General features: G+C 69.3%; 17 protein-coding genes and 9 pseudogenes. 17 read left to right on the top strand and 9 right to left on the bottom strand.

The features are described from left to right. Nucleotides 1-75: 75 nt before the first annotated feature. Both OG429_RS00440 and OG429_RS00435 read left to right on the top strand, forming a co-directional pair. The gene (locus tag OG429_RS00440) at nt 76-528 is read left to right on the top strand and encodes a YbhB/YbcL family Raf kinase inhibitor-like protein (protein ID WP_328923271.1); all 453 of its coding nucleotides are present in this window, start codon (nt 76-78) and stop codon (nt 526-528) included. 115 nt (nt 529-643) lie between these two features. Then, nucleotides 644-946: pseudogene (locus OG429_RS00435) on the top strand (transposase); the annotation flags it as partial. A gap of 98 nt (nt 947-1044) precedes the next feature. Here the strand turns inward: OG429_RS00435 and OG429_RS00430 are convergent. Both OG429_RS00430 and OG429_RS00425 read right to left on the bottom strand, forming a co-directional pair. Next, on the bottom strand, nt 1045-1227 hold the full coding sequence (locus tag OG429_RS00430; protein ID WP_328923270.1) for a hypothetical protein: 183 nt from the start codon (nt 1225-1227) through the stop codon (nt 1045-1047). A gap of 164 nt (nt 1228-1391) precedes the next feature. Further along, nucleotides 1392-2312 carry a LysR substrate-binding domain-containing protein gene (locus OG429_RS00425; protein WP_328923269.1) on the bottom strand — a complete coding sequence of 307 codons (921 nt, stop codon included), beginning with the start codon at nt 2310-2312 and terminating at the stop codon, nt 1392-1394. A 79-nt stretch (nt 2313-2391) separates the two neighbouring features. Between OG429_RS00425 and OG429_RS00420 the strand changes: the two genes are divergently transcribed. Beyond that, nucleotides 2392-3228, top strand: a complete 837-nt coding sequence (locus tag OG429_RS00420; protein ID WP_328923268.1) for an SCO6745 family protein — start codon at nt 2392-2394, stop codon at nt 3226-3228. A gap of 948 nt (nt 3229-4176) precedes the next feature. Further along, a complete protein-coding gene (locus OG429_RS00415; RefSeq protein WP_328923267.1) occupies nt 4177-4503 on the top strand; it encodes a GYD domain-containing protein in 327 nt (108 codons plus the stop codon). A 763-nt stretch (nt 4504-5266) separates the two neighbouring features. On the opposite strand, the gene OG429_RS00405 is transcribed toward OG429_RS00415, so the two are convergent. Beyond that, a complete protein-coding gene (locus OG429_RS00405; protein WP_328923266.1) occupies nt 5267-6160 on the bottom strand; it encodes a LysR family transcriptional regulator in 894 nt (297 codons plus the stop codon). Nucleotides 6161-6304: 144 nt separating this feature from the next. Between OG429_RS00405 and OG429_RS00400 the strand changes: the two genes are divergently transcribed. The 6 genes and pseudogenes from OG429_RS00400 to OG429_RS00375 all read left to right on the top strand — a co-directional run bounded on the left by OG429_RS00400 (nt 6305) and on the right by OG429_RS00375 (nt 12282). Continuing rightward, a complete protein-coding gene (locus OG429_RS00400; RefSeq protein ID WP_328923265.1) occupies nt 6305-6946 on the top strand; it encodes a hemerythrin domain-containing protein in 642 nt (213 codons plus the stop codon). Between the two features lie 81 nt (nt 6947-7027). Continuing rightward, complete coding sequence (locus tag OG429_RS00395) at nt 7028-8026, top strand: GNAT family N-acetyltransferase (RefSeq protein WP_328923264.1); 999 nt, start codon at nt 7028-7030, stop codon at nt 8024-8026. 63 nt (nt 8027-8089) lie between these two features. Then, a complete protein-coding gene (locus OG429_RS00390) occupies nt 8090-8755 on the top strand; it encodes a DUF4097 family beta strand repeat-containing protein (protein WP_328923263.1) in 666 nt (221 codons plus the stop codon). A gap of 73 nt (nt 8756-8828) precedes the next feature. Next, nucleotides 8829-10046 (top strand): serine hydrolase domain-containing protein, encoded by a 1218-nt coding sequence (locus tag OG429_RS00385; RefSeq protein ID WP_328923262.1) that lies wholly within the window; start codon nt 8829-8831, stop codon nt 10044-10046. Nucleotides 10047-10335: 289 nt separating this feature from the next. Then, nucleotides 10336-11529, top strand: a pseudogene (locus OG429_RS00380) (glycosyltransferase); the annotation flags it as partial. A gap of 15 nt (nt 11530-11544) precedes the next feature. Continuing rightward, nucleotides 11545-12282 (top strand): SAM-dependent methyltransferase, encoded by a 738-nt coding sequence (locus tag OG429_RS00375; protein WP_328930117.1) that lies wholly within the window; start codon nt 11545-11547, stop codon nt 12280-12282. A 603-nt stretch (nt 12283-12885) separates the two neighbouring features. On the opposite strand, the pseudogene OG429_RS00370 reads toward OG429_RS00375, so the two are convergent. After that, nucleotides 12886-13020 (bottom strand): annotated as a pseudogene (locus OG429_RS00370) (hypothetical protein); the annotation flags it as partial. 622 nt (nt 13021-13642) lie between these two features. On the opposite strand from OG429_RS00370, the gene OG429_RS00365 reads away from it, so the two are divergent. From OG429_RS00365 to OG429_RS00355, 3 genes are all read left to right on the top strand, one after another. Beyond that, entirely contained in the window at nt 13643-13969 is a 327-nt protein-coding gene (locus OG429_RS00365; RefSeq protein ID WP_328923261.1) for a hypothetical protein, read from the top strand. A 65-nt stretch (nt 13970-14034) separates the two neighbouring features. Next, the gene (locus OG429_RS00360; RefSeq protein WP_328923260.1) at nt 14035-14166 is read left to right on the top strand and encodes a hypothetical protein; all 132 of its coding nucleotides are present in this window, start codon (nt 14035-14037) and stop codon (nt 14164-14166) included. 17 nt (nt 14167-14183) lie between these two features. After that, complete coding sequence (locus tag OG429_RS00355) at nt 14184-14312, top strand: WD40 repeat domain-containing protein (protein ID WP_328923259.1); 129 nt, start codon at nt 14184-14186, stop codon at nt 14310-14312. A gap of 412 nt (nt 14313-14724) precedes the next feature. On the opposite strand, the gene OG429_RS00350 is transcribed toward OG429_RS00355, so the two are convergent. Then, nucleotides 14725-15000, bottom strand: coding sequence for a hypothetical protein (locus OG429_RS00350; RefSeq protein ID WP_328930562.1), 276 nt, complete (start codon nt 14998-15000; stop codon nt 14725-14727). A gap of 180 nt (nt 15001-15180) precedes the next feature. After that, nucleotides 15181-15741: pseudogene (locus OG429_RS00345) on the bottom strand (AfsR/SARP family transcriptional regulator); the annotation flags it as partial. A 1126-nt stretch (nt 15742-16867) separates the two neighbouring features. On the opposite strand from OG429_RS00345, the pseudogene OG429_RS00340 reads away from it, so the two are divergent. From OG429_RS00340 to OG429_RS00325, 4 genes and pseudogenes are all read left to right on the top strand, one after another. Next, nucleotides 16868-17114: pseudogene (locus OG429_RS00340) on the top strand (transposase family protein); the annotation flags it as partial. Between the two features lie 267 nt (nt 17115-17381). Then, nucleotides 17382-17563 (top strand): annotated as a pseudogene (locus OG429_RS00335) (STAS domain-containing protein); the annotation flags it as partial. A 279-nt stretch (nt 17564-17842) separates the two neighbouring features. Beyond that, nucleotides 17843-20176: an Orn/Lys/Arg decarboxylase N-terminal domain-containing protein gene (locus tag OG429_RS00330; RefSeq protein WP_328923258.1), complete on the top strand. Its 2334-nt coding sequence runs from the start codon at nt 17843-17845 to the stop codon at nt 20174-20176. Nucleotides 20177-20601: 425 nt separating this feature from the next. Next, nucleotides 20602-21288 (top strand): annotated as a pseudogene (locus OG429_RS00325) (IS630 family transposase); the annotation flags it as partial. A 4-nt stretch (nt 21289-21292) separates the two neighbouring features. Here OG429_RS00325 and OG429_RS41275 read toward each other — a convergent pair. The 3 genes and pseudogenes from OG429_RS41275 to OG429_RS00310 form a co-directional block, all read right to left on the bottom strand. Further along, a pseudogene (locus tag OG429_RS41275) lies at nt 21293-21751 on the bottom strand (transposase); the annotation flags it as partial. Between the two features lie 640 nt (nt 21752-22391). Next, nucleotides 22392-22769, bottom strand: a complete 378-nt coding sequence (locus OG429_RS00315) for a hypothetical protein (protein ID WP_328923257.1) — start codon at nt 22767-22769, stop codon at nt 22392-22394. 417 nt (nt 22770-23186) lie between these two features. Beyond that, nucleotides 23187-23489 (bottom strand): annotated as a pseudogene (locus OG429_RS00310) (integrase core domain-containing protein); the annotation flags it as partial. Between the last annotated feature and the right edge of the window lie 4 nt (nt 23490-23493).

Below are 23493 nucleotides of genomic sequence, written 5' to 3'. Positions count from 1 at the left end.
GGGCCGCACGGGCTCGGCCGTACGGGGGGTTTGGTGTGCGGACCGGTGCCGGCGCCCGCGGGTATAGCGGCGCGCATGAGCGGAATTGAACTCAGCAGCACCGCGTTCGGCGACAATACGGTGATCCCTCTCCGGTACAGCGGGGAGGGGGAGAACATCTCACCGCCCCTGACCTGGTCGGGGGTGCCGGACGAGGCGACGGAGCTGGTGCTCCTGTGCGAGGACCCCGACGCGCCTGGGCCGACCTTCCTGCACTGGCTAGTGACAGGCATCGATCCGGGGACGACCAGGGTAGCGGAGGGCCAGAAGCCGCAGGGCGGCCTGCCGTGGCCCAACGGCTTCGGGCGCGTGGGCTGGGGAGGGCCGATGCCTCCACCGGGGCACGGGCCGCACCGGTACTTCTTCCGCCTGTACGCCCTGTCCGAGCCGCTGCCGCTGCACGACCGGCCGGGCGTCGAGGACGTGCACCGTGCCCTGATGGGCAGGGAGCTGGCCTCCGGCACCCTGGTCGGGACTTACGAGCGCTGAGCGCCACACCGCTGGTCGTAACGGGGCAGGACCTGCTGCTAGGGCCTGTGTGATGGCGTGATCAGTTGCTCGGTTCTGTCCTCTTCGTGGGGTGGAACCCGGTAGGACTTTGGTCGTGACGCGCAGGCAACTCGCCGATGCTCAGCGGAAGTTCATCGAGCCGTACCTGCCGATCGGCAGGTACGGTCCGTATCCCGAGCGGCTGCAGGAACAGTTCGAGGGCGTGATCTGGCGGTTCCGTTCAAGCGGCCAGTGGCGGGAGATGCCCTGCGAGTTCGACCCCTGGGCCACCGTCTACGGACGCTTCCGGGTCTGGCGGGACGCCGGTGTTTTCTCCGCTCTGCTGGAAGGCATGATCGCCGAGGCGGCCCGTTCGGGAAGAACAGACTTATCGCTGGTCAGCGTGGACTCCAGGACGTCCACTCCTGGCAACTCGTGAGCCCGGTTCGGGGCTGGTGACATGCTCGTTGCGAGGCGTACCGCTGCCACGAGGCAGCGCTAGGCGAGGCAGCGGATTCAGGCCAGACGGGAGCCGAGGCGGAAGCGCATTTCGCCTGCGGCCCTGCGGATCTCCTCGGGCTGCACGTCGTCGTCGAGAACGCCGAGGAGGTCCATCAGGGCCCGGGCCTCATCCCCGCTGATCAGCTTCAGCCGCGGCTCCGTCACTCCGTCAAGCAGCAGGTCCAGCATGTCGTCCATGCAGGGAAGAACGCCGCGCTAAAGTAACGCGTCACACCGGGGCGTGGCCGCGACCCAGCTGCAGGACTGCCCCGAGGCTGGCGGCGGCGTCGCAGTGGTGGCATGCCCGACGGCTGCCTGACCGACACAGGCCTCAAGGCCTGACGACACCACGCCCAAAAGCCTCAGTAGGCTGGCGGGAGGTGTGTGGTGCGCCCCTGTTGCGCGGCTGTGCGCAGGGCGGCGATGACGGCTGTGGTCGTCGGGTTCGGGGTCTCGGTGTGACGCGTCGCGGCGAACAGGAGGCGCAGGATCGGGCGGTCCTCGATGGGCGCCGTGCGGATTCCGGGTGTGGTCGGGTCGATGGCCGTTCGGGGGACGAGCGCGGTGGCGAGGCCGGCCCGTGCGAGGGTGAGCTGGGCGGCGATGTCGGCGGTGATGTAGCGCGTCGTGGGCGTGAAACCGGCCTGGTGGCAGGCCTGCAGGATGGCCTGTCCGCAGTCCGTGGTCGGCGGCGGCAGGGCGAGGCTGTGCGTGGCCAGTTCCCGCAGGGCGACGGGCCGTTCGTCAACTTGGTCGGCGGCGGTGACGACGAGCAGCGGATCGTCGAGCAGCGGCGAGACGTCGATGCCCCGGGGCGCGGTGTCGGGCCGGTGGTGATACCGCTGTCCCAGCACCACATCGACGGCGCCGAGCGTGAGTTCCCGCAGTTGCGCCTGGTCGGTGACAAGACAGGTCACGGTGAGCTGCGGGTGGTGTGAGCCCAGTGCGGTCAGCGCGGGAGCCACGATCCTGGCGACGGTCGACGGCAACGCGGCGAGCGTAGCGGTGGCGCCTACCGTGCCCTTGACCGCCGCGAGGGCGCTCTCGGCTTCCTCCATGGCAGCGATGATCCGGTCGGCGTGTTCGAGGAGCACCCGGCCCGCCTCCGTCAGTGCCACGGTTCGCCCGTCGGGGCGCAGCAGGTCGACTCCCACGTCGTGCCGCAGCGCGGACAGCTGCTGGGACACGGCACCGGCAGACAGCGCCAGTGACTGGGCGGCCGCAGCGATGGAACCGCGGGCGGCGACGGTCTTGAGCATGTGTAGACGGCGGATATCCAGCATGACTCGATAGATTACCTAAAGGGTTTCATCAGAAATCATCCCCTTGACCTATTGAGTCATGGTGAGCGACCTTCAGCGCATGGAAATCTTCGACTGCATCGCCGCAGTGGCCCGGCCCATCCACGATTTCGGTGACGAGTTCATGTCCGACGAGGCGACCGCCACCATCGGTCTGCGTGCCGGGTTCGCCCCAGGGCGCGGCTTCTACTGCCGCGGGCGGTTCGGCGTGCTCGGCGAGGCACCGGCCTCGGTGGTCCAGGCGGTGCAGGGCTTCCTCGGCCCCCACCTCGTTACCGCGGGCTGGGTGGCGGGACGGCCCGTGATGCCGGCGAAGGAAGCCGCCGCCTGCTACGCGCAGGCCGTCCGGACGTGGGGGCGCGCCAACATCCCCACCGACGTCGACGTGGAGCACTTCAACCACCTGGCACAGCAGCTGATCGACGCCGCCGACACCGACGCCCTTCCCCTGTTCGCCGGCTGGCGCGCGCAACCCTGCCCCGGCAACGACCCGATCGGCGCCGCCATGCAGCGCATACACGTACTACGGGAACACCGTGGCGCCTGCCATCTGGCGGCGGTGCGCCTGTGTGGGCTGAGCGCCCAAGCAGCCATGGTCATCAACCTCGGCGTCGAACAGGCAACCCACTACGGCTGGCAAGAGCCGCATGCCGTTGCCGCCACACAGGTCCCCCGACGGCAGCGTGCCGAGCAACTCACCGACGAGATGCAGGCGCCGCTCTACGCCACACTGACCGACCGGCAACGTACCGAGCTCGCCCAGCTCATCAACGCGTTGACCGCCTCCCTGCCATGCCCTGACAGCGCGGTGGACGCTCTGACCGATGACCACGGACCTCGCGAAGGCGGGAGTGGCTGGAGTCCTGGACCGATGTGCCCTGTGTCGAAGGGATCCTGATCAAGGGCCAGGGCCAGCGCTACCTGACCGGATACCGCGGCTGGTGCGTCAACTGCACCTTCTCTCGCTCGTTGGGCAGCTCGATCCCGAGGCTCAAGGAGGCGTATGCAGGAACCCCACCGCGATTTCTCGGCGTCCACATCCAAGTCGCCGTTCAGTGGCAGAAGGCATCCGCCGGGGACTGGGCCACCTACAGTCTCGGTCGAGGTCGGGGACGTACGTCACGGGGAGGGCCTCTCCGCCGATCGTCAGGATCTCACCGTGGCCGGGGAGCACGATCGTGCTGACGTACTCCTCCAGCGCCGTGAACCCCTGGGTGCCTTCCCAGTCCGCGACACGACTCTCGGGGCAGAGCACGTAGACGCCGGAGTCCGTCCCGTCCAGCCAGTTCACGGAATTCAGATGCACCGGGCCACTCTAGTGACGTGAGTCGTAGGGGAGAGGCTGACGCGATCGAACGCTGTATCTAGCGGAGGCTCTGGCTCAGCTCACTGGGCCCGGGTGTTTCGGATCAGGCTGGATCAGCCCGCGGCGTCTGGTGCCGTGCGTCGCAAGGCCGAGGAGAGAGCCCATGCGGTGGAGGCACCTCCCAGCGGAGCTGGGGGAGCGTCGCGGGCCCAGCATGATCCGGAAGGGACGGCGTAGCGGCGGCCGCGGGTCTTGTGACTGATTCCCAATCGTCGTTGTCAAGCATCCGGAGTGGAGTGCTGGAGGGTGAGCTCGTGCTCACGTACCTGTGCCAATTCGAGCGCGGGCTCGGTAGGGCGCATGCGAACGCTGACGCTCTGGCCTGGGTCGGCCAGGCGGATCAGGTCAACGAAGCGCGGCCTGCTCACCCGTTGACTCCGGGTTGTGGCGATCGTCCGGCTGTTTGGGCGAACCGTGATCCACCCAGGCCCGTCTCCCATCCAGCGTGGGCATCTATTGGCGAAACGAAAGGGAGACACGATGCCGCTCTATCTATCGAGGTTCAGCTACACGCCTGAGACTTGGGCGAGGCTGATCGGCCACCCCGAGGACCGCGCAGAGGCCGCTCGGTCCTACATTGAATCCGTTGGGGGAAACCTTCACGGCTTCTGGTACGCCTTCGGCACGCACGACGGCTACAACCTCTGGGAGGCTCCGGACAACGTGTCCATGGCCGCGGTTGCGCTGGCGATCAGCGGAGGTGGCGCGCTTAGCTCGTTTGAGACGACCGTCCTCCTGAGCATCGACGAAACGCTGGATGCCTTGCGCAGAGCGGAGCAGGTCCAATATCGGGCTCCTGGCGAGTAGCGGCCCGCGAGCAGGCTTGCTGCCGCAGTGGGTCCGTGCCGGGTCGACGACCACAACACGATGACCCGACACTGCCAAGCGCCTCACGCGCGCCTCCAATCTCCATCCTGGCCGCCTATGGAGCTCGCCCTGTCCCATGTGGGACAGCTTGAGGACGACCTCGGGCATCGGCGCTCCGCTGCTGCTACCCGTGTCGCCGGTGAGTTCGGGCCCCCAGGCCTGTGGATGCCCCGCCGTCGTGTCAGACGCGGGGAAGCCAGCCGGCCGTGAGATCTGCACTGTCCCGTGCACGCTGCGCCCGGTCCTCGAGGAGCCGGCGAAAGCCCGCCAGCGCGAAGCGTTTCCCGGTGGCCGCGCCCCTGGGACCGCGGGGCGCCGGGGGCGCGGAGCGGGTCCAGGTCGACGAACCCGGCTCGTTGTCTGGGATCCGCAAGCGGGCCGGCTGTCGTTCGAGGGACTGCAGCGCCGAGCTGCCGCCTGCAGCACCGCGCGTTCGCCCACCTGCACTGGTTCCGCCGCCTGCGGATCCGCTGGGAAGTCCGCGACGACATCCACGAAGGGTTCCTCGCCCTGGGATGCGCGCTGATCTGCTGGCGACGCTTGAACTCACCCCGATGAAGGTGCGTCAACGCGTGCAGGGGAGTGCAGGACCAGGTCGTCCACATCGCCCTGACACGGCTCGCCCTCGGTAAAGAGATCGCGAGCCTGGTGAACGATCCGCGAGGCTGCGGCGCCTACGACGTGGTGGAGTCGACAGGCTGCGTCAGAAGCGGAATACACCCAGGTCGCGCACGGTGTCGGCCAGGGCGCGGATGAGGTCGTCTTCGGCTTCGGTCCGCCAGACCAGAGCGAAGGTCAGGGTGCCCATCTCGGGGACAGGGAGGAATCGGATGTTCGACATGCCCCAGTACCTGGTGACATGGCCGGGGAAGGTGTGGATGATGTCGCCCATGCCGACGTGGCTGATCAGCTGATCGCCGTTGTCCGAGGCCGCGGCCGTGATGCGCTCGATCGGTCGGCCTCGTGGGGTGTGGAAGGGCAGGTAGCTGTCCTCCCAGTAGTCCGGCAGGCCGAGGGCAGTGGCGTGTGGGAACTCGGCGAGCAGCTCCACCGGTACGGAGTCCCGTGCCGCGAGCCGGTGGTCGGCGGCCACGGCAAGGACTCGCGGGTCGGTGCACAGGGTCGGCCCGACGGTGAAGTCCGGCTCTTCCACCGGCAGCCAGGCGACCAGGACGTCCATGGCACCGCTTCGGAGCTGGCCGAACGGATCGGTGAAGGTTGCCTGACGGATCTGGAGTCCCCATTGCGGGTGGCGCGCGCGGAACGCTTTCCAGTAGGGGTGCAGATCGGCGACGTTGAAGGGCATCAGGCTGACGCGGAGCTGAGCGGTGATGCCGCGGGCCGCCAGCTGGGCCCGCTCCAGGGAATCGTGCAGGCCCGCGTAGACCGGTTGCAGGTCGTCGCGGAATTGCCGGGCGACCTCGGTCAGGCGCACCGTGCGGCTGGTGCGGGTGAACAGCTCGGCGCCGATGCGCCGCTCCTGCTTCTTGATCGCCTGACTGACGCGCGCCTGGGAGACGTGCAGCCGCTGTGCGGTCCGGCCGAAATGCAGCTCCTCCGCCAGTACGAGGAAGATCTCGATGTCCCGCAGCTCCACCGGCCCCCGACCCCCGTGTCGATAACCCAGCGGTTATCGAACCGCGTGGAAGTATGGCTTGATCATATGCGCGGATCGCAAGATCGTTTGAGGCATGCATGCACGCATGAAGAACCGTGAAGAACGCCGCGTTAGTCCGGCCCGATGAGCGACGTCATCGACTTGACCGTGATGTACGCGATGCATGGTGCCCTGCGCCGGGAACTGGCCCAGCTCGACCGGGTCACCACCGCCGCGGACCGTGACCCGGTGCGCGTACTGGCCGCCGCTGCCGGATGGACACTGTTCAAGCGGGCCCTCCGCGCGCACCACGCTGCCGAGGACGGCGCGCTGTGGCCGCCACTGCGGCAGAATCTGGCCGGCAGCCCGAAGGACCTGGCGCTGCTGGAGGTGATGGAGGCCGAGCACGCCGCCATTGCTCCGGTGATCCAGGCCGTCGACGAGCTGCTGGCCGAGCCCGGAGCCGACCCGCTGCGGCTGGGCCAGCTCACCGACGCGCTGACCCGCGGCCTGGCCGGACACCTCAAGCACGAGGAGGACACGGCCTTCCCGCTGATGCGGCGGACGCTGACCGCCGAGCAGTGGGCCCATTTCAGCCAGGTCCACGCCCAGCACATCGGCAAGGACGCACCACTTCTGCTGCCGTGGCTCCTGGACGGCGCCGACAAGCCGACCATGACGAGGCTCCTCGCCCAGCTGCCCGCGCACGCGTACGCCGCCTGCACCGCCCGATGGATCCCGGCCTACACCGCTCTCGACCGCTGGAGTCCAGGCACCACGGCCTGACACACCTTCACCACCCGCCGCCCTCACGTTCCATCGCCCGGCCGAATTCGCCCCTCGACCTCTACCAGGAAAGCCATCTCGGTGTCTCCATCTGTACACGTCACTCCGCTCCAACGCGTCTCGGATACCGAGGCCGCCGCGTGGCACCAGGTCGTCGCCGCCTCGACGGCCCACGACCTGCCGGGAGTACCGGCCCCCGACCCCGGACAGATCCACGCCCAGCTCACCCAGCCCGCCCTCGGCAGCCGTCGGCTGACCTGGCTCGCCACCGCGGCGGACGGCGCCCCCGTCGGAGTTGCCGGCCTGCGGCTGTTCACCTCAACGGGCCAGCAGCACCTGGCCGAACTGGAACTCCACGTCGATCCCGCACACCGGCGCCTGGGAACCGGCTCCCTCTTCCTGTCGGCGGTCGTGGCGGCCTGCCGCGCCGAGGGCCGGCGCAGCCTCGTCGCGACAGCCGCGGCCGACAGCCCGGGCGAGGCGTTCAGCGAGCGCCACGGCTTCCGCCGGGCGCTCACCCTGGATCACCTCATGCTGCGCTTCGACGAGCTGGACGTGGCCGAATTGCTGCGGATCGCCGATGCCGAGCACCCCGGCTACCGTCTGACCGGCTGGACCGGCACGGTTCCCGACGACCTGGCCGAGGCGTTCGCCGCTGCCAAGAACGCGATGAACGACATGCCCACCGGCGACCTGGACTACGGCAGCGTGGCGTGGGACGCCGAACGCGTTCGCGCCATGGGCAAGGTGGTCGGCGACCGCGGTGACGTACTGCTGACGACCGCTGCGCTCGGCAAGGGGGAGGTGGCCGGATACACCGAGATCGTCATCCGGGCCGGGGAGACCCGCCGGGCACTGCAGTACGACACCGTCGTGGTGCGCGCACACCGCGGCCACGGGCTCGGGCTGTGGGTCAAGGCAGAGATGGTCCGCAGGCTCCGCGCCGGGCACCCCGGAATCGTGGAGATCGAGACCGACAACGCCCAGGACAACACCCACATGCTCGCCGTGAACCGGCAGCTGGGCTTCCGCTTCCACCGCAGCACCCACGAATACCAACTCGACCTGCCCACCACCTGACCACTCCACAACCTGGCCATTCCACCATCTGACCCGTGACCACCCCACCAAGGAGAACATCCAATGCAGAAGTTCGAGACCCCCGGCGCGATCGCCGCCGTTGTGGAGATACCCGCCGGACGCATCAGCCTCCTCGCCGCCGACCGCGCCGAGACCACCGTCGAGGTGCGTCCCGCGGACGCCGGCAAGGGCCGCGATGTGAAGGCCGCGGAGCAGACCACGGTCGAGTTCGGCGACGGCGTGCTGCGCGTCATCGCGCCGGAGGCGAGGAACCAGGTGCTGAGCAACCCCGGATCCGTCGAGGTGACGGTTCAGCTCCCCACCGGCTCCCGCGTCGAGGCCACCTCCGCCGCCGCAGAGGTGCGCACCGAGGGCAGGCTCGGCGACGTGACCGTCCGTGGCGCCCACCGCCGCATCGAGATCGCCGACGTGGAAGGCCTGCGCCTCACCTCCGTCGACGGCGATGTCCACGTCGGCCGGCTGGGCGGCCCCGCGGAGATCTCCGCCGCGCGGGGCGGCATCACCATCGGCGAGGCGGTGCGCGGCACGGTGGTGCTCCGCACCCAGCACGGCGACATCTCGATCGCCGCCGCCCCCGGCGCCTCCGCCACGCTGGACGCCGATTCCCGCCACGGCCGCGTCAGCAACGCCCTGAAGAACAACGGCTCCCCCGTGCTGGAGATCAGCGCCACCAGCGGCAACGGCGACATCTCCGCCCGCAGCCTCTGACCCCCCCTCATCCGTCACCTCCTCCTTTCCCCTCCTCCCCCGACAATTCCACCCGACTAGGGAGCACCACACCATGTCCCAGTTCACTACTTCAGGGCAGCGCAAGATCCACGACGTGCTGGCCCGCCACGTCGACTCCGGCAAGATCCCCGGCGTCGTCGCCCTGTACAGCAAGGACGACGAGACGCACGTCGAGACGCTCGGCACGATGGAGCACGACGGCGGCGCGCCGATGCGCCGGGACACCCTCTTCCGGATGGCGTCCACCTCCAAGCCGGTCTCGATAGCGGCGGCGATGGTGCTGCTCGACGAGTGCCGGCTGCGGCTGGACGACCCGGTGGACCGGTGGCTGCCGGAGCTGGCCGACCGTCAGGTGCTGAAGGCGTTCGACGGCCCGATCGACGAGACGGTCCCGGCGCGCCGTCCGATCACCGTCCGGGACGTGCTGACCTCCACCTTCGGCCTCGGTATGGACATGACCTCGATCGGTACGCCGATCATGAACGAGGTCTTCGCACAGGGACTGACGCCCAACCTGCCCACGCCGATGCCCGAGCAGGACGAGTGGCTGCGCCGCCTGGGCGCGCTGCCGCTGATGCACCAGCCCGGCGACCACTGGCAGTACCAGCTCGCCAGCGACCTGGCCGGCGTACTGGTCTCCCGGGTGACCGGCAAGACCTTCGAGGAGGCGCTGCGCGAACGCGTCTTCGGCCCGCTGGGGATGGAGGACACCGGCTTCCACGTCCCGGACGACAAGATCGACCGGCTGCCGGTCCTCTACGCGCCCGACCCGGTGTCCGGCGAGTTCCACGTATGGGACGAGTCCAAGGGCGGCCGGTGGAACATCCCTCCGGCTTTCCATGGCGGCGGCGGTGGTCTGGTCTCCACCGCGGACGACTACCACGCCTACTTCAAGATGCTGCTGAACGGCGGCAGGCACGGCGGCGAGCGCGTTCTGTCCAGGCAGGCGGTGGAGCTGATGACCACCAACCGCCTCACCCCCGCGCAGAACGCCGCCCGCACCGAGCTGGCCACCAACAACGTCCACATATCCTTCGGCCAGGGCCAGCACGGCGGTTGGGGCTTCGGGATGGCGGTGCGGACCTACCGCGGCGACTACGCTCCCGTCGGCCAGTTCGGCTGGGACGGCGGCGCCGGCACCTCCACCTACGCCGACCCCGTCAACAACGTCGTCGGCATCCTCCTCACCCAGGTCGGCACCTCAGTCCCCGACTCGGTCCACCTGATGCACGACTTCTGGACCACTCTGTACCAGGCGATCGAGGACTGATCGCCAGTAAGTCCGTTCCCTCAGCACATGCGGATGGGGCAGTGGTCGGACAGCACCCGGCCGCGCCCGGAGCGGGCCGGGGCCCACGTCGCGATGGACTGCTACGCCCTGGTCTCCGTACCCGGAACCGAAGGCACTCGCGAACTGCCCTGGCCCGCTGATCCCGGTGATCAGCACCGCCCGACACGAACCGCCCCAACGGGCGCGAGGCAGGCAAGACCCGGAAGACCCGGACCCTGCCGCACCGACGCCGGCCGATGCCGGCACCTACAGAAACGAGAAACACGACATGCGTGTGCTGTTGATGGCGTACGGATCGCGCGGCGACATCGCGCCGCTGGCGGGACTGGCGGCGCAGTTGCGGAAGCTCGGCGCGGAGGTACGCGTGTGCGCACCGCCGGACGAGGAATTCGCCGAACTTCTGGCCGGTGTCGGCGCGGAACTGGTGCCCTTCGGGCGGGACGTGCGCGCGCTGCGGACGGGAGCGCCGCCGTCGGACGCGGCCGCGTTCGCGGCCGAGCTGGTCGCCGCGCACTTCGACACGGTCGGCAAGGCGGCCGAGGACTGTGACGTGCTGGTGGCGAGCGGTCTGATGCCGGCCGGCGCCCGCTCGGTGGCCGAGAAGCTGGGCATCCGCTACGTGTACGCGGGCTTCCACCCGTTCGAGATGCCCTCCCCGCACTACCCGCCGCCGCCGCGGCCCGGCCCGCCGGCCCCACCGAACATGACCGACCGCCGGGCCCTGTGGGACCTGGACACCCAGAAGGTCAACGCCCTCTACCTCCAGCCCCTCAACGCCCACCGCGCGGCGATCGGCCTCGCCCCTGTGGACGACGTCCGCGCGCACGTCTTCACCGAACGGCCGTGGCTGGCGGTGGACCCGGTCCTGGGCCCGTGGCAGGAACTGCCGGACCTCGACGTCGTGCAGACCGGGGCGTGGATCCTGCCCGACGAACGCCCCCTGCCCGCCGACCTGGAGGCGTTCCTGGACGCCGGCACCCCGCCGGTGTACGTCGGCTTCGGCAGCATGCCCATGACCGCAGCCACCGACATCGCCCGGACGACCGTCGAGGCGGCCCGCGCGCAGGGCCGCCGCGTGCTCGTCTCCCGCGGCTGGGCCGACCTGGGTCTGGTCGACGATGCGGGCGACTGCTTCGCCGTCGGCGACGTCAACCACCAGGCGCTGTTCCGCCGGGTCGCCGCCGTCGTGCACCACGGCGGCGCGGGCACCACGACCACCGCCGCCCGAGCCGGTGCACCCCAGGTGGTCGTACCCCAGTTCGTGGACCAGCCGCACTGGGCCGGCCGCGTGGCCGACCTGGGCATCGGCGCGGCACACGACGGCCCGACCCCCACCTTCGAGTCCCTGTCAGGCGCGCTCAGGACGGCCCTGACCCCCGAGACGCAAGCACGGGCGAAGGCCGTCGCCGACACGATCCGCACCGACGGGACGGAGGTGGCCGCGAAGCTGCTCCTCGACGCGGGGCACGGCGCGCCGATGAGCCGCGAGCAGATCTCCGCGATCGCCCATGCCGACCACCCGATCAAGTCTCCGCTCGCCGACGACTCGGTCAGCCTTCTGCTCGAACGCGGCCTGCCGCGAGGCGACGAGCGAGTCCTCGATCTCGGATGCGGCACGGCGGAATGGCTGCTGCGCGCCCTGGCCACGCGCCCGCACCTGCACGCCGAAGGCGTCGACGTCTCCGAAGTCGCCCTGACGCAGGGCCGCCAGGCAGCGAGCAGACTCGGAGTCGACGAGCGCCTGCTCCTCCACCAGCAGGAGGCCGCGGACTTCGTCTCTCCACAGCCGTTCGACCTGGTGATCAGCGTCGGCGCCACTCATGCCTTCGGCGGTCTCCTGCCCACGCTCGCGGCAGCCCGCGAGCACCTGGCTCCCGGCGGCCGCGTCCTGATCGGCGAGTCGTTCTGGGACCGCGACCCGTCACCGGCGGCCGTCGAGATGTTCGGTGACCTCGACGACCTGGCGACCACGGTGGACCGCGTCGTCGCCGACGGATGGACCCCTGTCCACGGCCATGTCAGCACCCGCGGTGAGCTGGACGCATACGAGTGGGCCTGCTGGGGCTCGCTGGCCGCATGGGCTCTGGACCACCCTGACGATCCGGGTGCCGCACAGGCGCTGGAGACGGCTAACGCCGCGCGTTCGGAGTGGCTGCACGGCTACCGGGACAGCTTCGGCTTCGTCTGCATGGTGCTGCGTCGGACCTCGGAGTGATCGCGTAGGCCGCCGGCAAGCCCACGCACCCAAGACGTCCCCCGCACCCGGGGCCCCGCCATGGCCGCAGCCCCCGCGCCGGCCGGAAAAGACCTGGTGTTCCCGGGCCGCCTGCTCCAGACGGACCAGGGAGGTGTAGCCGCCGTCGACCAGGTGCTCGGCCGGCAACAGCCCGCGGCGCTCCAGCCGGGTGTGGATGCCGGGCAGAGCCTTCGCGTCGGTGGTGGCCACATCTGTGATCACGACGTCGTCGGGATCACAGGTCTCGGTGAGATGTGCGACGAACCCCTTCCAACGGGTGACATGTCCGCGGCGCGCGTAGCGGGCCGTCGGGTCGTAGGGCGAGACGACTGCGACGGCCGAGGGCGGCAGCCCGCCGTCCTCGGCGGTGCGCCAGCGCAGACGGCCGGCCCCGTCGCGGTAGCAGTTCTGCACCATGATCTGCGCAGGGCCTGGACCCGGGGGCCGGACAGGCGATCCGCCCCATGCTCTCCGACCTGCTCCAGCAGCCGGACGGCGTCGCCGCCTGTGGCAAGGATCCTGGTCCAGCGCGTACTTGAGATCGATGCGGCAGCGAACCGCCTCGGCCGCCTGCCGGTCCGACAGGCCGAGCAGGAACTGCAGCGCACAGACGGTGGCCAGCTGGGCGGGCGAGAGCCCCGGGCGGCCGTCGCGCGGGTACCAGTCGGCGAAGTCCTCGTCACGCCACAGCCCGCCCAGGTGGTCTCTCACCCACATCGCCGTTGTACCGCCTGGGTTGCTCGCTCGCGCCATCTGCGCGGTCAGAGAAGGGACTTGCTCACCAGAACGGGCGCCGAGGACAACGGGCACCTCGACAACCTCATCGGTTCTTTGAACAGAGCCGAGCATGCCCGTTGATCACGCCGCCCCGCCGGGGATCCTCAAGATCCCCGACAGAGTCAGGCTATGAAATCAAGTTCCCTACGCAGGAGGATGGTTGCTGTGCCGCAGGTCGGGCAAGGGGAGTGCATCGGAGCAGGTAGGGGATCGGGGGGCCATGACTCAGGGACCGGACGACGGCAATCAGGCAGATGGCGGCGCACGAGGGCCGGACGGGGTTCAGGCGACGACCCGCTCGCCCAACCCGTGGTGGCGGAATCCCGTGCTGATGGTCCCGGCAGGCGCCGCGCTGTTGGCCGCCATCATCGGAGGTGTGCTCAACACGCCGAAGTCCCCGGGCCCCCCTTCAACCTCACCTTCCACCAGCCCTCGGCCTACCGCGTCTGTTCCGGTAACCGTCAATCCGACGACGCCCGCACCTGCTGAATCTGTCGGACCGAGTGCGCCACCCCCATCAGACGCCACCGCGCCAACCGTGTGGCGGGCGGAAGACAGCCTCGTGATTGCGCGGGGCTACGGCATCAACCTGGACAAGACGTTCGATGAGTCGGCGAATTGGGGGTACAGCAACTCGGCCCTTCCAAGCGACCTCTACTTCATGAGTGACGGCACCCTGTGGAGCAGCCATAGGGTGGTGCAGACGGCACCCGACAAGGCCGCGTGCGACAAACCCGGCTACGTGACCAGCCCCCTCGTCTCCGACAAGATGACCAAAGGCACGGTCCTGTGTGTCAAGAGCGACGAGGGCAGGTACGCACGGGTGACCGTCGGGCAGGTCGACCAGAAGCAGCACACGGTGACCATCGACGTCCTCGTCTGGAAGTAGCGAAGACCAGGCCCCGGGGCAGGCGCCGCAGCGGTACTGATCCCCCGGCGCCCCGCAGGCCGTCCATGCCCGACCGGATCCGGTCGAACAACCGGACGTCGCCCAACACCAGCAGCTACGCCTTGCCGTCCGCGGTCAACCGCCGCAAGGACGCCCCGAACTCCGATGTGGCCACCGGCAAGTTCCGCACCACCTGATCGGGCACACCAACTCAGTGCACTCGGTGGCGTTCAGCCCCGACGGCCGTACCTTGTCCTTGGTCACCGGCAGCCTCGACAAGACAGCGCAGCTGTGGAATGTGGTCCTCCCCGAACCTGACGCAGCCATCCAGAAGATCTGTTGAACTGTCAACCGCGACCTCACGCCGGAGAAACGCACGGGCGTACCTGCATGGGCAATCAGGCGCCCCATGTGCTCAGCAGGATAACGCCCCGCCCTCAAACCCTCGCCTCAGAGCGAGGAGGGGTAGAGCGGACCGCTTACCTGCCCGGTCCTCTCCTGACAGCAGCTGTGGGCGGCCACCGCAGGCGCTGCCCGGCCACCGAGGACCCGCGGCGCCCCGTACGTGCCGGGGCGGATCACCACGCCGGTGGGACCCGGGCGATCCGGCGCCTGAGGGCGGCCGCCGGAGAACCGAGCCCGCGCGAACCGATTGCGGCGCCCGCAGCCGCGGGCCAGCCCTCCCACAGCGCGCACAGCGCACTGACCGGCCGGCGGCTGCCCACCGAGCAGCTGTTGACGGCGTTCGCCGCCGCCTACGGTGCCGGAGAGGAGGACCAGCGCTGCTTGGCCCGGGCCACTTCGTCGAGTTCGCCGTTCGCTTCGGCCTGAAGCGCCGACGCGCCGTCAGACGATGCTGTGAGCAGCAGTGTGACCACCAAGGCCAGGACTGCGGCCGCTGTGCTTGTGCCGCAAATCCACCCGGTGGTGCGAATTGTCTGGGCGAACACTGGCTCGGCCGCGATGACCCCACGGTCGTGTAGACCCGCCCCCACCGGCAGGGTATCGCCGCTGGTGCGGGCCAGTTTCACCGCGATCCGCGCCTCCTGGTCGGCCTGCTCGAACCGCCCGGATGCCAGGAGCAGCGAGGTGTATGCGATCCGGGCACGGGCCTCCGCGCGCGCGTCGCCCGCCGCCCGCGCCGCCTCCCGTACGGCTGTGGCGGTGGTCTCGTACTGGCTCGCGTCCGCTCCCGCGTCGGCCAGGTCCTACGGGTGGGCGGCGGTGAGCGCGGTGAGTTCGGAAACGGCCTCGGCGTGGCGTCCGGCTTGCAGGTCCAGGTCGATGCGGATCTCGATCAGTTGGAGTCGCCATTCGGCGAGCCGGGTGCGCTCGGTCGCGGCTTGCGGGCCCGGGACCCCCGTGAGCGGCTCACCGTCCCAGAGGTCGAGTGCACGGGCGATCAGAGTACGGGCGAGGGCATGGTCGCCGGCGGCGCGGGCGCGGTCGGCGTCGGCGGCGAGGTGGCGGGCTATTATGCCGAGGTCGAGGGAATCAGTGGGGGTGCGGATGGCGTAGCCGCCGGATTCGGAGACGAGGAGTCCGGGATCGAGCATCTTTCGCAGCCGGGCGGCGTACGTGCGCAGGGCTGCCAGAGCGTGCGACGGTGGGTCCTCGCCCCAGATGGCGTCGACGAGTTCGGGTGCGGTGGCGGTGCGGCCGTCGCGCAGCAGGAGCGCGGCGAGCAGGGCGCGCTGCTGGGGGGCGCCTTCGGGCAGCAGTTCGTTGTCGCGCCAAGCCCGCACCGGGCCGAGCACGCTGAAGCGCAGCATCTCGGTGGTGGACCGGCGTCGGCGGGAAACGTCCGCCAGTCCCCGCTTCCGGGTGGTGTCCTGCCGTTCGTCTGCCGACGGCCTGATCGCGGCCGCGACCAGCGCGAGTGCACCTTGGAGGCGGCGTTCATCCCGGTTTGTCCGAGCGGACTCGAACTCGGTGGTCGCCAAATTGGCGAGGGCGGACAACGCGAGCGGATGACGGGGACCGAGAGTCGCGGATGCTTTCTGGGCGGTGACGGCCAGGATGTCGGCAGCACGTTCCATTCGCTCGCCGTCACCGACCGCCTTGGCCGACTCGAACTCGGCCCGCGCCAGGGTGACCAGCGCCGCCAGGCCCTTCGGGTGATCGCCGCCGAGAAGACGGGTGAGCTGCCGAGCCGTTTCGGCGATCGCGTCCACCCAGCGGTCCGCGTCCTCGTGCCGTCGTTCCAGTCGCGCGACCGCGGCCAGTACCGACTCGGTCAGCAACCGCACGTCGAGACCATCCTCGGACTGCTCACCACGGGGCAGGAGCCGAAGAGCCTGCCCGGCTGCCTGGCCGGCGCCGGCCGACGCGCCCAGGCGTAGCTTGATCGCCGCGACATTGGCCAGTGTGCGGGCCGTCTCCAGCGACGATCCGGTCCCGCCCGGCCGGGGGAAGACCACCATGGTCGACAGCAAGGCGGCCGCGGCCGTGAGTTCGCCGCGGTCCGCCAGCGCGACTGCGAGGTTGTTGCGGCCCTCGTGGGAGAGGTCGGTGGGCGCAGGATCCAGGAAGATCAGCCCCACGACGTGCTCGATCAGCCGGTGTGAGTCCTCCAGCAGGTCGAGCGTGTCGAGCAGGGCGGCGAGATAGCCGAAGTCCCTGCCGAAGTGGGGATGGTGGAGCGGCGGCGGTTGGGTGCGCAGCTCGGCGACGGCGGCTTGGGCGAGCTGTCTGGCCGCGAGGTCACCGCGCAGGGCCCGCTCGGCGTGGGCGGCGGCTTCCTGCCAGGAATTGGTCATGCCTCACCCCCGGGTGACTGCCGTTCGATGAACGTCTTCGCGGTGAGGAACTTGAGCTCGCTGCTCTGCGAGGCGTCCAGCACCCCGCGTTGTGTCCACTTCTCTATCTGGTCGAGCAGCAGATCCGTGACGGCGGCTGCTGAAATGCTGGGCGGACAAGGCGTACCAAGGGGCCGGCCGGCACATCCGGGTGCCCTTCCGGAGCCGCCAGCTCAAGCGCTGGAAGCGACGTCACAACAGCAGCCACGCCAAGATCCGGTGCGTCGGCGAGAGCAGGCCATGGCCGTCCTGAAGGGCTGGCGCCTACTCCGCAAGCTCCGCTGCAGCACCACCGGACCACCGACATCGTGAAGGCCATCCTCGTCCTCCACCACGCGTCAGCGTGAGGATGGAAAAGGCTCACTGCTTCGAGGTCCTTGCCCTGGACTACGACTCCCCGGGAACCGCGGGCAGATGCCCGCCGGCTTCGATGTGGCGTTGTACGAGGGTGAAGCAGCGTTGCCACGTGACGGGCCATGCGGGGCACCAGGCTGGCCGCCGGAAGGGCTGGCGGGGGCGAGCTTCTGTGAGCGTTCATCCGTCACGAACAGCCCGATGGCACGCATCTGCCACGACTATCTCGAAGCGCTCATCACCCCGGACCGTTCGACCGCATGGAATTCTGTGCCTCCAGCGGAATCAGCACCCTGATCGCGGCCCGCAACCACGCCCTGGCTGCCCAGGCCGACATCGCCTTTGGGCCGTCCCCGCCAACACGTTGCGCGTGCTGCGCGTCGTCGGCCTGGATCAGGTCTTCCACATCCACCCCGACAGCGAGTCCGCTATCGGATCCTGAGCGGATCAGCTTGCGGAAGCCGCGCCTGGATGTCACGGCAGAGGAGTGCCGGGGTCCGGAGCAGGACCCGCCGGGTGAGCGTGCGCAGCACCCCGGTCTTCTGGGACCTGGGCGGCCCGCGGTGGTTGCGGCTGTGGCCGGTCCGCGACCTGCATGGCCCTGTCTGGCTTTACGACTCCTCGAACGGGTGAGGCTGCCGGTTTTCGACACGATCCTTGGCGTTTGCACTCGACACTTGGCCTGTCGGGCGGCTTGGTGCGCACGTGGGTGGAGAGTGTCATGGCAAACGGTAGTGTCCTGCTAGCCTTGCGCGAGGACCCTTTGGGCCGGGGCGTCGGCGGTGACCAGCTGCGGCGGATCGGCAAGGAGTTGGAGGACCGCGGGCTGGAGGTGCGGTGGGCGCGGACGGTCGAGGGGGCCTGTGCCGCCCTGCGTACTGAGGCAGGCTTGACGGCCGCGGTCGTCGCCTGGGACCTGCCGTCCGAGACCGGCGCAGGCGCCGAGGGCGGGGGAGGGGCAGTCCTGCGGCAGATTATCCGCCGGTTCACGGCCCTGCCTGTTTTCGTCGTCATGAGCGAGGAGGCGGACCACGGCCTGGACCGCCTGCCCCTGTGGGTGGCCGAGACCGCTGTCGGCTACATCTGGCCTTTGGAGGACACGCCGTCCTTCATCGCCGGCCGAGTCTTCAATGCGGCACGCGCCTATGGCGACTCCATCCTGCCGCCGTTCTTCAAAGCGCTGCGACGGTTCGACGACGCCCACGAATACTCATGGCACACCCCGGCGCACTCCGGCGGGGTGGCGTTCTTGAAGTCGCCCGTCGGCCGGGCCTTCTTCGACTACTACGGTGAGCGGCTCTTCCGCACCGACCTGTCGATCTCGGTGGAGGAGCTGGGTTCCCTCTTCGAGCACAGCGGTCCCATCGGGGACGCCGAGCGTAACGCCGCACGCGTCTTCGGCGCGGACCGGACGTACTTCGTGCTGCATGGTGACTCCACGGCCGACCGCATGGTGGGTCACTACTGCGTCACCGCCGACGAGATCGCATTGGTGGACCGCAACTGCCACAAGTCCGTGCTGCACGGCCTGGTGATCTCCGGTGCCCGACCGGTCTACCTCGTCCCGACCCGCAACGGATACGGCCTGGCGGGCCCTCTCCCTGCCAGTGAGACCCTGCCCGCAGCGGTGGCCGCCAGGATCGCCGCCCACCCGCTGACGCCAGGGGCGGTCTCCCCCCAGGCTGAGTACGCGGTGATCACCAACTCGACCTATGACGGTCTGTGCTACGACACCGTGCAGACCGCGCGTGCCCTGGCCCCCAGTACTCCCCGTCTGCACTTCGACGAAGCCTGGTTCGCCTACGCCCGCTTCCACCCCCTCTACGCCGGCCGCTATGGCATGGCCGTGGGCCCGGACACCTTCGCGAGCGAGGAACGTCCCACCGTTTTCGCTACCCAGTCCACGCACAAGCTGCTGGCCGCCTTGTCGCAGAGTGCCATGGTGCACGTGAAGTCCTCACCCCGGGCGCCGGTCGAACACCACCGGTTCAACGAGGCGTTCATGATGCACGGCACTACCTCGGCCCTGTATCCGGTGATCGCCTCGCTGGATGTGGCCGCGGCGATGATGGACGGGCCACAGGGCGAGTGGCTGGTCAACGAGGCGGTCACCGAAGCGATCCGGTTCCGGCAGGCCGTCGTGCGAACAGGACGCCGGATCGCGGACGCCGGCGACCGGCTGCCGTGGTTCTTCGGCGTCTGGCAGCCCGATACCGTCACCGACCCGGCCGACGGGACCACCGTCCCCTTCGCCGACGCCTCCCCCGTGCTGCTGGCCGCCGACCCCCGCTGCTGGGAGCTCGACCCCGACGCGGACTGGCACGGCTTCCCGGGACTGAGCCGCGGACAGTGCCTGCTGGACCCCATCAAAGTGACGCTGACCTGCCCAGGCGTCAACGCGCGCGGCGAGACGGACACCTGGGGCATCCCCGCCCGCATCCTCACCGCCTACCTCGCGGGCCGCGGCATCGTCGTGGAGAAGACCGACACCTACACCACACTCATCTTGTTCTCCATGGGCATCACCAAGGGCAAATGGGGCACCCTGATGGACGCTCTCATGGACTTCAAAGCCCTCCACGACGCCGACACCCCACTGCGGCAGGTACTGCCCCACCTGGTCGAGCGCCACCCGCAGCGCTATGGCGGCACGACCCTGCGCGGTTTGTGCCAGGAGATGCACGAACACCTCACCCGAGCCGAACTGATCGACGCCCTGGACACCGCCTTCCAGGACCTGCCCGAACCGGTCGTCCCGCCCCAGACCTGTTACCAGCAGCTGATCCGGGGCGGCACCGAACGCCTCCCCCTCGCCCAAGCCGCCGGCAGGGTGGCCGCAGCCATGGTCACCGTAACTCCGCCCGGGATCCCCGTCCTGATGCCTGGAGAAGCACTCGGAGCCCCCGACGGCCCGGTCCTGCGCTACCTCGGCGCACTGGAGGCATTCGACCGCGCCTTCCCCGGCTTCCACAGCGAAGCACACGGCGTCACCATCGACCCCGACACCGGCGACTACCTCATCGAATGCGTACGTCAGGACACCCAAGCCCCGTAAGCCCCCACGTCCCGGCGTACGGGAGACCGTGCAGGGCCTCCTCGACATGGCCCGCGGAGAAGTGCGCGGGCCAGGGCGTCCATGGCGCTGGCCGGCCTCGCTGGCGCCTACGCCTTGGTGGGCTCTCGTCCGGCGAGCACGGCGATAGTGACGAGCGACGCGGCCACCGCTGTGCTGGTTGTCCCAGCGGACACCGACGGCTGCGCGGGTGCCTTTTCGAGGACCGCACAGCCTCAGGGGCCCGCCGCGACGGAAGTTTGCGACAGGCTCTTGGGGGCGATTGGTGCCGAGGCCGGGCTGGTCGCGGACAAGTCCGCCGGGCAGGCGTCCGTGCCGCTGACAGAACTCGCCCGCCCCTACACCCTGGTCATGGGCAGCAGCTCCGTCGCTAGTGACCTGAGTCTGAGGTTTGGCGTTAGTTCGGTATGAGCCGTCCGGGACCGAAGATTCCGCCGTTGCCACTGACTGATGCCCAGCAGGTTGTGTTGGAGGGCTGGGTGCGTCGGCGCACGACCGCGCAGGCTTTGGCTCAGCGGGCGCGGATCGTGCTGGAGTGCGCAGACGGCCACTCGATTATGGAGGTGTCCCGTCGGCTGTGGATCGCTCCGGACACGGTCCGCACCTGGCGGCGGCGCTTCCTGGAGCACGGCCTGGACGGTCTGTGTGACGAGCCCAGGCCGGGTGTACCGCGGAAAATCACCGACGCCGATGTGGAGCGAGTGATCGTCGGGACACTCGAGGAGAAACCGAAGAACGCGACCCACTGGTCGACGAGGTCGATGGCCGCGGCGACCGGGATGTCGCAGTCGACGGTCTCGAGGATCTGGCGGGCGTTTGCGCTCGCCCCGCACCGCTCGCAGACGTTCAAGCTCTCCACGGACCCGTTCTTCATTGACAAGGTCCGCGACGTCGTCGGTCTCTACCTCGACCCGCCGGAGAAGGCCCTGGTTCTCTGCGTGCACGAGAAGTCGCAGATCCAGGCCCTGGACCGGTCGCAGCCGGTCCTGCCGATGATGCCCGGCGTTCCCGAACGACGCAGCCACGACTGCATCCGTGCCGGCACCACCACCCTCTTCGCCGCCCTGGAAGTCGCGGCCGGCAAGGTGATCGGGTCACCAGTCGGATCAGATCCTTGGCGGGCAGGTTCGAGATCCAGTACTTCACCGGCTCCGCCTCGCCTTCGGGCCACTGGGCGATCAGCCAGACCAGAGGGATCGTCCCGTCGGCAGCCGGCTTCGGCCGCCGCCCGGCGAGACGGACCCGCAGCAGCACGAAGTGCGAGCTCATCGCGGCTTTCGAACCCTTGGGCCAGGTGACCGTCCGGCCCTGGCGCCGTCCGGCAGCCAGCACATGGTCGCGCAAGGAGAGCGGGCGGGTGCGGTAGCGCGCCAGGGGCTTGGGGCCGATCCCGCCGTAGGCGGGCTGATGCGGTTCGGCGCCTTCTGCATGAGCAGTCATCTCGCCCTTGACTTGAAGGACATAGGAGAGCCCGCGGTCTTCCAGGCGGTTTCGGAAGTCGGCGTTCGCGCCGTATCCGGTGTCCGCGACCAGCGCGGCGGGCCGCAGGCCGATGCCGACCTCGCCTTCAAGGGCGAGCACGATCCCAGCGGCACCCCGGCCGCCTGGATTATCGGCGCCCGGCCGCGCGAGCCGTAGCCGTCCTCGAACCCCTCCAGCCTCCCGACAGCGATCTACTCTTCCGCAGCCTGACCCACCGCCACCGACTCAAGACCGGCGCGATGACCCTTCGGTCCAGCAACGAACTGATCAACCACGACATCACCTGGATCAACGGCCCGCAGCGTCGCAGGTCGCTGTCACCGAGACGCTCCGGGCCTGCTGCCCGCAGCGAACCCCTGCGGGCGGTGCCCGGACCAGGTGACCACCCGCAGGTCGCAGCAGGTCAACGGATGTCAATCCACCAAACCACGAGGGCCATCAGGGCCGATCCAAGAGTCATCCCCGCTCCACGCACCACGGCGAACATCGTCGTACGTCCAAGTCGCCGGATGGTGCCCCTCGTCGTCTTCTACATCCCATACCGCCCAGCGTTCGGAACTCCTCCTCCGGGACCGCGTCCTGCCCACAGGGCACGAACTGCACCTCGCCGCGGTGTCGTCACGGCTCTCGAACAGGTCAGCGCGCCCGTATCCAGACCCCTTGGTCCGATCGTCAACGAATTCGCTTCTGCCGCCAGGTCAGCCCGTACGGAGGGTCACTTTCCGTCGGTGACGTAGTAGTCGTTCTTGAGGTACTCCAGGGTGTAGCTGCCCAGGTCTTCCTCGGAGAAGGTGGCGGAGGACCTGACCGCTTCGAGCGGCATCTCGATCTTGTCGAGGGTGCGCACAGGGACGCGCTGCGAATCGACCGTCGCGGTCTGTAGGGCCTTCTTCTGCTCGGGTGAGATCATCTGAAACACGATCACGTACGTCGACGTGCACGGACCGAATCCCTGCTCCTCTGCCTTCTTCGCGCCGGGCCCGGCCACTTCGCAGACCGTGCCGATGTCCTCACGCCCGAGGCCGTGGAGGTACTGCTCATACCGCTGGATCGCGCGCTCCTTCGTCCTGGGCGCGGGCTGGATACCAGTCACAGTGGCCGACGGCTTCTCGGTTCCGGCGGACGCGGACGGAGTGCCCGAGGGTGTTTTCGCCGGTGTGGACGCGGACGGCTGCGAAGGCTTTGCGTCAGCGTTCTCCTTCGCTTTCTCCGGACCGCACCCGCAAGCCACCAGCGCCACGCATGCCGATACCGCCACGCTAACCATCGTCCGCGTTTTCATCAGATCCCCTCCATCAGCCGACTGCCCATCAAGAGCTCACGCAGGATCCGGCGGAACGGTTCCCGACCCGCGACCGGCCCCACGGACCGGGATCACAACCGCGAGCGCCTCTCCCGCGCCACCGCCACCCGCACGTCCGCGAGGACCCCCGAAACGGCGCCCGCGGCAGGGCCAGCCGCACGGCGTTCGTCGAGGCGTACGGGCCTTGACTCCGGATTCTGAACACGTCTATGCGGCTTGGGTCAGGGTAGTTGCTGTTGGTTGGGAGTCGTTCTCGTAGGCGGTCGGAGATCGCTGGCCGAGGCGGGAGTGCCGGCGCCGGGTGTTGTATCGGGTCAGCCAGCGGAAGGCGTTGAGCCTGGCCTCACGCTCGCTCGACCAGGCCTTCCGGCCTTTGAGCGTCTCCCTCTTGAAGGCGGCATTGAAGCTTTCCGCAGCAGCGTTGTCCGCGCTGGACTCGACCGCGCCCATGCTCTGCCGGACCCCTGCTGACCTGCAGATCTCAGCGAAGGCCCTGCTCGTGTATTGGGCGAGT

It is taken from the genome of Streptomyces sp. NBC_00190 (assembly GCF_036203305.1).
Classification (GTDB): domain Bacteria; phylum Actinomycetota; class Actinomycetes; order Streptomycetales; family Streptomycetaceae; genus Streptomyces.
The sequence above is the reverse complement of the archived record's forward strand: the minus strand, read 5'-3'. Positions and strand labels throughout refer to the sequence as shown.

Excerpts from the sequence above, each read along its gene's own strand:
- OG429_RS00400 (WP_328923265.1), top strand. The coding sequence starts at position 6,305 with ATGAGCGACGTCATCGACTTGACCGTGATGTACGCGATGCATGGTGCC.
- OG429_RS00385 (WP_328923262.1), top strand. The coding sequence starts at position 8,829 with ATGTCCCAGTTCACTACTTCAGGGCAGCGCAAGATCCACGACGTGCTG.
- OG429_RS00415 (WP_328923267.1), top strand. The coding sequence starts at position 4,177 with ATGCCGCTCTATCTATCGAGGTTCAGCTACACGCCTGAGACTTGGGCG.
- OG429_RS00375 (WP_328930117.1), top strand. The coding sequence starts at position 11,545 with ATGAGCCGCGAGCAGATCTCCGCGATCGCCCATGCCGACCACCCGATC.
- OG429_RS00425 (WP_328923269.1), bottom strand. The coding sequence starts at position 2,312 with ATGCTGGATATCCGCCGTCTACACATGCTCAAGACCGTCGCCGCCCGC.
- OG429_RS00360 (WP_328923260.1), top strand. The coding sequence starts at position 14,035 with ATGCCCGACCGGATCCGGTCGAACAACCGGACGTCGCCCAACACCAGC.
- OG429_RS00390 (WP_328923263.1), top strand. The coding sequence starts at position 8,090 with ATGCAGAAGTTCGAGACCCCCGGCGCGATCGCCGCCGTTGTGGAGATA.
- OG429_RS00420 (WP_328923268.1), top strand. The coding sequence starts at position 2,392 with ATGGAAATCTTCGACTGCATCGCCGCAGTGGCCCGGCCCATCCACGAT.
- OG429_RS00330 (WP_328923258.1), top strand. The coding sequence starts at position 17,843 with ATGGCAAACGGTAGTGTCCTGCTAGCCTTGCGCGAGGACCCTTTGGGC.
- OG429_RS00440 (WP_328923271.1), top strand. The coding sequence starts at position 76 with ATGAGCGGAATTGAACTCAGCAGCACCGCGTTCGGCGACAATACGGTG.
- OG429_RS00430 (WP_328923270.1), bottom strand. The coding sequence starts at position 1,227 with ATGGACGACATGCTGGACCTGCTGCTTGACGGAGTGACGGAGCCGCGG.